Annotated in this window: 10 protein-coding genes; 5 read left to right on the top strand and 5 right to left on the bottom strand. The window is 58.3% G+C overall.

From position 1 onward, the window contains the following. From F8J34_RS00465 to F8J34_RS00455, 3 genes are all read right to left on the bottom strand, one after another. Positions 1 to 1,867, bottom strand: a 1,867-nt coding sequence (locus F8J34_RS00465) for a PAS domain S-box protein (protein WP_297055215.1), incomplete at its 3' end; no start/stop codon positions are given. After that, positions 1,867 to 2,514 carry a 5-formyltetrahydrofolate cyclo-ligase gene (locus tag F8J34_RS00460; RefSeq protein WP_297055212.1) on the bottom strand — a complete coding sequence of 216 codons (648 nt, stop codon included), beginning with the start codon at positions 2,512 to 2,514 and terminating at the stop codon, positions 1,867 to 1,869. The genes F8J34_RS00460 and F8J34_RS00465, both read right to left, overlap by 1 nt. Before the next feature lie 16 nt (positions 2,515 to 2,530). Further along, positions 2,531 to 3,811: a hypothetical protein gene (locus F8J34_RS00455; protein WP_297055208.1), complete on the bottom strand. Its 1,281-nt coding sequence runs from the start codon at positions 3,809 to 3,811 to the stop codon at positions 2,531 to 2,533. Between the two features lie 39 nt (positions 3,812 to 3,850). On the opposite strand from F8J34_RS00455, the gene F8J34_RS00450 reads away from it, so the two are divergent. The 5 genes from F8J34_RS00450 to F8J34_RS00430 all read left to right on the top strand — a co-directional run bounded on the left by F8J34_RS00450 (position 3,851) and on the right by F8J34_RS00430 (position 7,911). Further along, positions 3,851 to 4,615 (top strand): septal ring lytic transglycosylase RlpA family protein, encoded by a 765-nt coding sequence (locus tag F8J34_RS00450; protein ID WP_297055206.1) that lies wholly within the window; start codon positions 3,851 to 3,853, stop codon positions 4,613 to 4,615. Then, positions 4,612 to 5,340, top strand: a complete 729-nt coding sequence (gene rnc / locus F8J34_RS00445) for a ribonuclease III (protein ID WP_297055204.1) — start codon at positions 4,612 to 4,614, stop codon at positions 5,338 to 5,340. Before F8J34_RS00450 ends, rnc begins: the two co-directional genes overlap by 4 nt. 12 nt (positions 5,341 to 5,352) lie before the next feature. Next, the gene (gene era / locus F8J34_RS00440) at positions 5,353 to 6,255 is read left to right on the top strand and encodes a GTPase Era (protein WP_297055201.1); all 903 of its coding nucleotides are present in this window, start codon (positions 5,353 to 5,355) and stop codon (positions 6,253 to 6,255) included. A gap of 175 nt (positions 6,256 to 6,430) precedes the next feature. Continuing rightward, complete coding sequence (lpxC, locus tag F8J34_RS00435; protein WP_297055198.1) at positions 6,431 to 7,372, top strand: UDP-3-O-acyl-N-acetylglucosamine deacetylase; 942 nt, start codon at positions 6,431 to 6,433, stop codon at positions 7,370 to 7,372. 71 nt (positions 7,373 to 7,443) lie between these two features. Continuing rightward, positions 7,444 to 7,911 (top strand): peptidylprolyl isomerase, encoded by a 468-nt coding sequence (locus F8J34_RS00430; RefSeq protein ID WP_297055196.1) that lies wholly within the window; start codon positions 7,444 to 7,446, stop codon positions 7,909 to 7,911. Here F8J34_RS00430 and panB read toward each other — a convergent pair. Both panB and F8J34_RS00420 read right to left on the bottom strand, forming a co-directional pair. After that, on the bottom strand, positions 7,891 to 8,721 hold the full coding sequence (gene panB / locus F8J34_RS00425) for a 3-methyl-2-oxobutanoate hydroxymethyltransferase (protein WP_297055189.1): 831 nt from the start codon (positions 8,719 to 8,721) through the stop codon (positions 7,891 to 7,893). The two genes, F8J34_RS00430 and panB, sit on opposite strands and share 21 nt — an antisense overlap. A gap of 4 nt (positions 8,722 to 8,725) precedes the next feature. Then, a partial coding sequence (locus F8J34_RS00420; protein WP_297055186.1) for a Holliday junction DNA helicase RuvB C-terminal domain-containing protein occupies positions 8,726 to 9,046 on the bottom strand: 321 nt, incomplete at its 5' end.

The following is a 9,046-nucleotide window of genomic DNA, read 5'->3' as shown; positions in this document are numbered from 1 at the left end:
GAATAAATATATCCCCTCCCTGAGGCATGGCCTCCAGGGCATTGAGGACTAGGTTCTGGATCATCTGCGCAAAGTGGGAACTGTCCATCCGTAAAGGGGGAATCCCCTCGGGGATCTCCAGATGCACCCGCACCGAGGAGCCGTGCACCAGAAAGGAGACCAGTTCCTTGAGAAAATCCTTGATAATCACTTCCTTGGGTTGAGGAATATCTCCCCGGGAGAAGGTAAGCAGATCGCGGGCCAGATTTTTGGCCCGCTGGGCCACCTTTTCGCAACGGGAAAGGACTTCCAGCACCCGCGGGTCCTCCACCGTGCGGGAAAGGAGCTCCAGATTGCCCAGGAGAGAGGTCAGGAGGTTATTGAAGTCGTGGGCCACCCCTCCGGCGAGAAGCTCAAGGGCCCGGTGTTTTTCCAGTTGAACCCTTTCCTCCTCCAAGAGTTTACGTTCGGAAATATCCTGAACTATCCCCAGATAGAAGCGCTTTTTCCCCACCTGAATGATGGAAAAATACACCTCCACCGGAAAGAGACTCCCGTCCCTCCGACGGGCCTTAAATTCCAGCCGTTTCCCCACCAGGCGACTCTTTCCGGTCCTTTTGACCCGGGCAAAGGATTGGAGATAGGCCTCATGATATTCGGAAGGGGCCAGGGTAAGGTGAAGGTCCTTACCCAGGACTTCCCTTTCCTGATAGCCGAAGATCTTTTCGGCGGCGGGATTAAAATAGGTGATCCGACCGTTCTCATCCATGAGGATAACCGCCAGAGGGGCATTTTCGGCCAGGGTACGAAACCGGGCCTCGCTTTCGGCCAGGGCCAGTTCCATCCTCTTAAGGGGGGTTATATCCTGAAGGCTGCTCCAGATCTCTAGCCGCGGGCCCTGCCGGAAGACCCGGGAGGAGACGAGGAAGGTCCTCTCCCCCCCGGATCGATCCCGCAGATGGATTTCGTAACCCGAAATCTCTCCCTTCTCGAGAAGAATCTTAAGGAAGTTCTCACGTTCCCGGGGTTCGCGATAAAACTGCTGCACTTCCTGCCCCCGGAGATCGGCTTCTTCCGGAACCTGCAGAAGTCTTTTCAGGGCCCGATTGGCCATAAGGATGCGCCCCTCAAGATCCGTAACCACCAGACCGGCGGGATTATCCTCGAAGAGTCGCCGGAGCTTCTCCTCCAGGAGCTTGCGTTCATGGATATCGAAGATAAGACTGATCTTGAGTCGTTCCCCGGTGGGGGAATCAAAGGGGGTGTTAATGGCCAGGTACCATCGACCATCCCGCGGATTTATAGCCTCCCACTGAATGGTCTTTCCCTCCCGGAAAACCTCTTCCTGCCGACACCAGCTGCAGGGCTCTTTCTGCCTGTAAATGACCTCATAGCACCGTTTACCTATGGGCTCCTCTTCCACCCACTCCTTAAAACGACGATTGGCCGCAAGGATCCGATAGTCGTGATCCGAAAGATAGAAGAAACCCGGAAGGGTCTCCACGATCTTTACAAAGAGATGGTTGCCCAGGAGATGTTTCTTTTCCGCGGTAATATCCCGGAAGATATGGAAGATCCCCAGAAGATTCCCTTCTTCATCCTTTACCGGAGCCGCATAGGCCCAGAGCCAGCACCCCAGATGGTCCTCGTAAAATTCGTCCATACAGGGATGCCCTTCGATATTCACTCGCATGTGCATGCAGAAGGGCGGACGGGTCTTGCTGCGGTGGAGCAATTCGTAACAGCGGGCCCCGATTATCCGGGGGAGCGGGACCTTGAGAATGGAGGAAAGGGCCTGATTGGCATAAAGAACCCTCCCCTCCCCATCGAGGACCATCACCCCATCCGGGAGAAGATCCAGGATCTCGGGAACAAAAGAATTTTTCACTAAAAATATTTTAGCGACGACCCTTTCCTTCGACAAGATGGCGATGTTTCACGTGAAACACGCAGGATACGTTCCGGGGTGACGATGAGGGTGAGGCGCAGGTCGTGATCTTCCTGGGGGATACGGGGAAGGAGCTGGATCTCGTGCACGGTGGTAAGGACCGGGGTCTCGGGCCCGATTTTCTCCCGGGAAAGAAGGAGGGCGTATTCCCGGTCGGCAAATCCCCCTCCTTTTCCCAGTCTTTCTCCCCGGGGGCTTGCCGCCACGCATCCGGTAACGAAGAGATCCACCGGGGGAAGGTCCTCGCTTCGCAGGGGTTCTCCGTAGCGGAAGGCCCCCTTGAGGGTGGCGGCCCGCAGGGGATGCACCCGGAGCCGGGAGGGATGGAGCAGGAGGAAGGGAATTTCTCCCTCGAGCCCGGGTTTGGCCAGGACCAGGATCTTGCCCTCCGAGAGAAGGGCGGCCCGCAGGGGATACTGGGGGCTGTCGGGATTGACGAAGACCACCCGGGCCTCCCGCACTTCCGGCAGCTCAAGGGCCCTGCGGGCGGCCTCCTCGGCCCCGACGAAGTTGGGTATGCGTCCGTAGGCCCCGGGAAAACGCGCCACCCCGGCCTCGGTAAGCCTGCGCCAGACAAGCTCTCTCAATTTTTTCTTCTCGGCTTCAAGATCTCTCATGGGGCGGGGCGAGCGTGGCCTCAAAGCGTTCTTCAAGGATCTTCCCGGAGGCTACGGGGAGACGGACCCGGGCTCGAAGAAGGCCTTTTAAGGTTATGGGGGAGAAACCGGATCCGGCAAGTCCGTATCTCTTTAAGACCTCAAAGTCCTCGCGGGGCATGGGAAGAAAGAGGGAGAAAGTCCCGAGGACCGGGAATTTCGGAAGTTCCGGGGGCTCATAGCAGAGGTATTCCTCCTTTCCGCGTTTTATATAGCGTCCGCCGTAGGCCTTAAAGCGGAGCTCTCGCCCCCTTCCGGCCAAAAGAATAAGGCGCCCTCCGAAGTTGAGGCAGACCTCAAGCCATTCCTGGGGAAGATGGGCCTCGAACTCAAGGCGCAGGCCGGGGTTCCCTCCCTCAACCCAGAAGGCCTTTCTGAGTTCCGTTGCCGGAAGCCCCGTTCCGAACCTTACCGGAAGCTCATAGGTCGGTCCGGGGCCTTCCCCGAGGAAGGGATACTCCTCCACGGTCTCAAGACGCAGCCGGGCCCCTTCCGCGGGAGGCTCAAACCTTTCCGGGACCAGGAAAAGAAGTTTCTCTCCCACCCTTTCCTTAAGAAGGATCGGAGCTCTTTTGCCCTTAAGAATCAGACGGTAAGAAACGATCCTTCTCCGGTGAAGAAATTCCGCATGGAGGAGGGCGTAGGCCCCGGAAAATCCTGCGGGAAGGGGACGGAAAGTGATCTCCGGGCCGGAGATCACCTCGGGGGTTTCCGTAAGGTGGGAGGAATAAAGGGAAATTCCGCCTTTTATTCCCGCGGATACCACCAGGAAGAGACCTGCGGAAAGGAGACTTAAGCGCAGGGCCTCGGCCGGGCCCGCGGTCCGGAGGATCCCCCACCGGCGCACGAGGAGGACCAGGATACAGTGGACGGAGAGAAAAAGGGGTGGGAAAAAGATTAAGGCGAGGGCTCCCACGATAAGGGCGGGGAGCATGGGAACCCCGTAGTCTCTTCCTCCCAGAAAGAAAAGGACCGAGAGATAGAAGAGGGCTCCGGAAAGGAGACCCGCTGCCGGAAAGAGGACGAGTTCCAGAAGATGAAAGCTTGCCAAGAGTTTCCAGGCCCCCTTGCGGTGGTAAGAGCGGAGATAAAGGCCGTAGATGAGGAAAAAGAGAAGAAAGAGGAAGATCCTGGCCGCGGGGAGAAAGACGGCCTCAAAGAGACCTCCTAGAAGGAAAGTAAGCCCCAGGATCTCCAGAACCGAACGAAGGGTCGCTTTTTCCCTCACGGCGGCATTGTAGTATAATCTTCCGGAAGAAGGAAGGCCATGTCTTTTCATTTCTACCGGCGTTTGCTTGTGGGCGGGTTTTTGTTGATCCTCTTTTCCTGCGGGGGGCCGCGGAATACGGTGCATATTGTCCATGTACCTCTCAAGCCTGCGGGAAAGAGCTACCCCTCTTGGGGCAAACCCTATACCGTAAACGGTCACACCTATTATCCCCTGCCCTCGGCGGCAGGGTATGTGGAGGAGGGGCTGGCCTCCTGGTACGGCCCGGGATTTCACGGTAAGAGAACCGCAAGCGGAGAGATCTACAACATGTACGCCTTCACCGCGGCTCACCGCATCCTTCCCCTGGGAACTTATGTCCTGGTAACCAATCTGGAGAACGGACGCCGGGTGGTGGTCCGCATAAACGATAGAGGGCCCTTTGTTCCGGGAAGGATCATCGATCTCTCCTATGCCGCGGCCCGGGCCCTGGGAATGCTGGAAAAGGGCGTGGTACGGGTTCGGCTGGTGGCCCTGGCCGAGGGGCATCGCTCCGGAAACCGGGTGGTCTTCAAGCGTATTCCCCGATGGCGCAAGGGAGAATTTTATCTTCAAGTAGGGGCCTTTCGGCACTATGCCCTGGCAGTGCGATTGAGAGAAAGACTGGCCCGGCGTTTCCCCTCTGTGCTCATTGAGCCCTACACCTCGCCCCGGGGCACCTTTTATCGGGTCAAGATCTTTCTGGCCTATGATCTGGATCTGGCGCGAAAAAAGGCGCAAAAATTAAAACGGGAATTCCCCACCGCCTTTCTGGTAGCCCGATGAAAGATATTTATGCCCGTCTCCCTTTCCTGGAGGAACGTCTGGGATTCCGTTTTCGGGATCCGGCCCTCCTGATCCGGGCCCTGGTGCATCGTTCCTATGCCGTGGAAAAAAGATTCCCTGCGGGCTCGGATAACGAACGCCTGGAGTTCCTCGGCGATGCCATTCTTTCGGCGGCCATAGCCCATCTGCTTTATGAAAAGTTTCCGGAGGCCCCGGAAGGGGATCTATCCAAGATGCGGGCCTGGCTGGTGCGGGAGGAACGCCTGGCCAGCGTGGCCGAACGTCTGGGCCTTTCGGATTTTATTCTGGTCAGTCAGGGAGAAAAGCGTTCCGGGGGCACCCGCAAGGCCTCCATTCTGGCCGGCACTCTGGAGGCGGTTCTGGGGGCCGTCTATCTGGACGGAGGCTACGATAAGGCCTTCTCCTGTGTAAAACGGCTTTTTCGGTCCCTGATCCCCCAGGCCCGCAGGGGGCTGCTGGCCGATTATCGTTCACGTCTTCAGGAACTGGCCCAGGCCCGCTTCAAGGAAACTCCCACCTACCGGGTGGTAAAGGAGGAAGGACCCTCGCACGCTCCTTTATTTGTGGTAGAGGTGTTACTGGGAGGAAAGCCCCTGGCCCGGGGGCAGGGAGGGTCCAAAAAGGAGGCCGCTCAGGAGGCTGCCCGCAAGGCCTTGCATAAACTGCAAGGGCTTCTTAACCTTTCCTCACAGAAAGAAAACTAAAGGAGTGTTCCGGTGTCTTCTAACCCCTTTCGTTCCGGGTTTGTGGCTATCATAGGGCTTCCCAATGTGGGGAAATCCACCCTGATGAATCAGCTCGTAGGGAGCAAAGTGGCCATAGCCACTCCCAAGCCCCAGACCACCCGTTTCAATCTGCGGGGGATTCTTACCGGGCCGAATTATCAGATCGTCTTTGTGGATACTCCCGGTATTCACGAGGCCCGGGACCTTTTCAATCGGCTGATGGTGGAACAGGCGCTGCGGGCCCTGGAAGAGGTGGACGGGGTGGTCTGGGTGGTGGATGCCTCGGATCGCCGTCCCCAGGCCGAGGAAAAAATCCTGGAGATCATCAAGCGGGCGGGAAAACCCACCATTCTGGTCCTCAACAAGATCGACCTGATCAAGAAGGGCGAGCTCCTGCCCATGATGGACTATTTTTCCCGGGCCTATCCCTTTCGGGCCATCGTTCCGGTATCGGCCCTGGAAAGGGACGGGCTGGAGGAGCTGGTCCAGGAGATCGTGGCCATGCTTCCAGAGGGACCGGCCTACTACCCCCCGGAAATGGTCACCGATCAGCCCGAAAGGGTGCTGGCCGCGGAAATCATCCGGGAAAAGCTCTTTATGCTCACCCGCCAGGAGATCCCTTATTCCACGGCGGTGGTGGTGGAGGAGTTCCGGGAGGATCCGGAAAAGAACCTCCTGATCATTCAGGCCACCATTTATGTGGAAAAGGATTCCCAGAAGGGGATCGTAATCGGAAAGGGCGGACAGATGCTCAAAAAAATCGGCACCCTGGCCCGGGAGGAGCTGGAGTTCATTTTCGGAAAGCGGGTTTACCTGGACCTCTGGGTAAAGGTGCTCCGGGGCTGGCGCAAGGAGGAAAGGCTGCTGCGTCGCCTGGAGTTTCCCTATTTCTGAGGCAGAGGAAGCTTTCCCTCAAAGTTACACTGTCTCCTTAAACGGACAGATTCCCTGCAATATCCCGGGCCGGAGAGGGGAAAAGGGCCCGCTCTTCTCGATCCGAAGATCTCCCTAGGATATGGCACAGATCTTGTTATTATAAAAGCGATCCCCTTTTGGGTGCGGAGGCGAGATGCACACTCTACAGCAGACCGTGGCGGACAGCGTGGAATTGAAGGAAGAGGGAGTCTTTTCCGGACAACAGATTCGGCTGGTGCTGGAACCGGCGCCTCCGGGGCAGGGTATCCTCTTTGTGCGGGAGGATCTTCCCGGGGCCCCGTGTATCCCTCTGCGTCCGGAAAACATTCTGGGCACGGATGGAGCCACGGTGGTTTCCGATGGACGGCACTCCGTCTATCTGGTGGAACACCTTCTTTCGGCCCTCCACGGTTTGGGTATCGATAATCTGATTGTGCGGGTATGGGGCCCGGAAATCCCCCTTTTCGATGGCTCGGCCACCGTTTTCGTCCGGGAGATCCTGTGCCGGGGAATTCGGGTGCAGCCGGTCCCCAAACGTTTTGTGGAGGTGGTGCAACCCTTTCAGGTCCGCAACGGCGTGGGGATCATCCGCTTCCGCCCCGCCGACCAATTCATCATCCGGGTTCGTATCGCTTTCGATCATCCGCTCATCGGGGAACAGAGCCTCCGTCTGAGCATAAATCCTATCACCTATCAGCGGGAACTCGCTCCGGCCCGCACTTTTGGTTTCAAGGACGATCTGCTCCGACGCAAGGAAAAGGGCATCCTGCGTGGAGGGAATCTTTCCAATGCCATCGTGCTGGACGAAAAAGGGGTCCTCAACGGGAAATTACAGCGATCGGACGAGTTCGTACGGCACAAGGCCCTGGACCTGGTGGGCGACCTGTTCGGAAGCGGATGGGCCTTCAAAGGAGAGGTAGAAGCCGAGCTTTCCGGCCATCGGTTGCACATCGAAGCCCTGAAGAATCTGCTTTCGGCCCCCGGTGCTACCCGTCTCTCTGACGGCATACCCACCCGGATATTCTTCTTTCTTCCCCCCTGCCCCCAGCCGGCGGCCAAACGGGGTATTGACCTCGGCCAAAGCATGGTAAGATAATTTTGCGGCCGGGGGTGGAGGTTTTCCTCTCTCCCAGTCGTAAATAATCAAATCCACGGAAGGAGTTTTGTATGCGTAGGGCAAAGGTAGGGGACGTAGTAAGCATTTATTGTGTTGGGATGCTGGAAAACGGGGAGATTTTTGAGGAGACCCCGGAAGGGGAGCCTTTCTTCTTCGAGGTGGGTTCCCCGGAGATCATCCCCGGGCTCTCGGAGGCGGTGATAGGCATGGCCGAGGGGGAGGAAAAGGAGGTCCTTCTCACGCCGGACAAGGCTTTCGGCCCGCGGGATGAGAATCTGGTTCGGGAGATCCCGAGGGGGGCTATCTCTCTGGAAACCGAACCCCGGGAAGGGATGATGCTCAATCTTATTGTGGATACCCCTCAGGGAGAGATGCAGTTCCCGGCCCTGGTTACCGCGGTGGATGAAAATCGCATCGTGCTGGACCTTAACCCGCCTTTAGCCGGGAAAAACGTGATCTTCCGCATCAAGCTTCTGGGGATTCACGATCGGGACGAGTTAGAGCTTCAGAGTCTCTAGTATTTCCGGTGACATTCCGAAACTCTCGTCCGGGCCGGGAAAGCGTCCGGCCCGGACGTCCTGGACATAGTTTTTGACCGCCTGAAGGATCTCCTGATCCGCTTTTCCGTAGGTACGCACAAAACGGGGCTTGAAGCGCGGCCAGAGCCCCACCACGTCATGGAAGACCAGGATCTGGCCATCGGTGTGGGGGCCGGCCCCGATACCGAGGGTGGGAACCGGGACCCGTTCCGTGATGACCCTGGCCAGCTCCGCAGGCACACATTCCAGGAGCAGGGCAAAGATCCCGGCCTGGCATAGGGCCTCGGCGTCGCGCAGGAGTTTCCGGGCGGATTCCAGATCCCGCCCCTGGACCTTGTAGCCTCCCAGGGCCGAGGCCCGCTGGGGGGTGAGACCGATGTGCCCCAGGACCGGTATCCCGGCCCTGGTCACCGCGGCCACGATCTCGGCTATCTCCTCGCCGCCTTCGATCTTGACCGCCTGACAGCCTCCCTCCTTCACGAAACGCCCGGCGTTGCGAATGGCCTCCACCGGACCGGTCTGATAGGACATAAACGGCATGTCTCCCACCACCAGGGCCCGGCTTGAGCCCCGGACCACGGCTCGAGCAAAGACCAGCATCTCCTCCATGGTAATGGGAAGGGTGTCCTCGTAGCCCAGAACGACCATGGCCGCGGAATCGCCCACCAGGAGGATATCCACCCCGGCTTCCTCGGCCAGACGGGCGGACACAAAATCATAGGCGGTCAGCGCCACCAGGGGCTCCCGGCCCTTTCGGTTCTGGATCTCGGGTATGGTCAGACGGGTCATTTCCTTAAAAGAATAACGAATCCCTGGGGGCTTTCAAATAGAGATAGGCCTTCTCCGTGAGAACGCGGCCCTTGCGGGTGCGCCGCAGAAGCCCGCAGCGGATGAGATAAGGTTCGTAGAGGTCCTCAAGGGTCTGGGGGTCCTCACACAGGGCGGTGGCCAGGGTGGAGAGCCCCACCGGCCCTCCGTCGAACTTCTCCAGGATGGTGAGAAGGATACGACGGTCCAGGGGAGAAAGCCCCATAGGGTCCAGATCCATAAGTTCCAGGGCCTTTTCCGCCACCTCCCGGGTGATAGGGCCCCTGTCTCTTATACACATCTGACG

The sequence above is a fragment of the Thermosulfurimonas sp. genome, from assembly GCF_015491435.1.
Lineage (GTDB): Bacteria > Desulfobacterota > Thermodesulfobacteria > Thermodesulfobacteriales > Thermodesulfobacteriaceae > Thermosulfurimonas_A.
Note: the sequence above shows the minus strand (reverse complement) of the source record. Positions and strands in the feature narration are given on the sequence as shown.

What these genes read in the sequence shown, in the direction of transcription:
- panB (WP_297055189.1), bottom strand. Translation starts at nt 8,721, where the DNA reads ATGACCCGTCTGACCATACCCGAGATCCAGAACCGAAAGGGCCGGGAG.
- F8J34_RS00430 (WP_297055196.1), top strand. Translation starts at nt 7,444, where the DNA reads ATGCGTAGGGCAAAGGTAGGGGACGTAGTAAGCATTTATTGTGTTGGG.
- F8J34_RS00450 (WP_297055206.1), top strand. Translation starts at nt 3,851, where the DNA reads ATGTCTTTTCATTTCTACCGGCGTTTGCTTGTGGGCGGGTTTTTGTTG.
- rnc (WP_297055204.1), top strand. Translation starts at nt 4,612, where the DNA reads ATGAAAGATATTTATGCCCGTCTCCCTTTCCTGGAGGAACGTCTGGGA.
- lpxC (WP_297055198.1), top strand. Translation starts at nt 6,431, where the DNA reads ATGCACACTCTACAGCAGACCGTGGCGGACAGCGTGGAATTGAAGGAA.